Source organism: Buttiauxella sp. S19-1 (assembly GCF_022134725.1).
In the GTDB taxonomy this organism is placed as follows: domain Bacteria; phylum Pseudomonadota; class Gammaproteobacteria; order Enterobacterales; family Enterobacteriaceae; genus Buttiauxella; species Buttiauxella ferragutiae.
This window is the reverse complement of the sequence record NZ_JAHWLU010000262.1, coordinates 1-903: the sequence shown is the minus strand read 5'-3', so window position 1 is coordinate 903 and position 903 is coordinate 1. Positions and strand designations below refer to the sequence as shown.

The following is a 903-nucleotide window of genomic DNA, read 5'->3' as shown; positions in this document are numbered from 1 at the left end:
ATATATATATTTTTCCCACTACTCCCTTTGCTCTGTTTATAATCCTGATCATTTGGCAAATCATCCGTCCCCACACCTCCCCACGGCCCCCTGGATTTTATTTTATCCTCCTCACTAGCCCATGTTGCACCTTTAGGCTCAACGCGGTAAAAGTGAGATACTTCATGACACAGTGTACTGGCCCTGGAGTCAGCGCCCATCGGATTTTTTTTGCAAAAATTATACCCTATATGTATTTCAAGGCCATCCTTGTATTGCTCTGGAGAACATGTCCATGTAGCTGTGCGCTCTACAAATGCTGAATACTGACTGGTGAAAGTACGATTAACAAAATTACCATATTTATAAACCTTCTTATCCGGTACAGGAGCTAACTCTGGAATACATGGATCAGGTAGAGAAACCTCAACAGGGTTAGCATCAACATGTAACTGGCTCATAATGTTATACATCCTATCAACTGCTTTTCGCATAAATTCGACAACAGTAATGGTTTCCACTTCTGATGGTGAATAAGTATTTTTATTTTTCATATCACAGATATAAAATACATCATCAATATAGGCATCACCGTCCACCCCCATTATATCCTTAAAATCATCTTTTTCTTTTTTACCCCATTTTGCCAAATCCCTTTGTCTCTTATTTAAAACTTTCAATGCGTCTAATAGTGCTGGATTCATCATTTTTACAAAATCATTAGTTATCACTATGGTCTGACCATATTGCTTACTGTATTTTTTTGCCGCTTTGGTTTCGACTTCAGTGCAAACAAATCCTGCTGGTGTTTTTGCCATTTTCACGCTCAAGCAATAATAAGAAATTGATTAATCTTACATGCTAATATCCATGTAAAAATCCTTACTGACGATTATTTTCTAACCCAATATTATTCATACACAC

1 protein-coding gene is annotated in these 903 nt (G+C 37.2%); it reads right to left on the bottom strand.

All coding sequences use genetic code 11. From position 1 onward, the window contains the following. Positions 1–797: hypothetical protein (locus tag MES37_RS24470; protein WP_237932836.1), on the bottom strand; the 797-nt coding region annotated here is incomplete at its 3' end. Positions 798–903 lie beyond the last annotated feature (106 nt).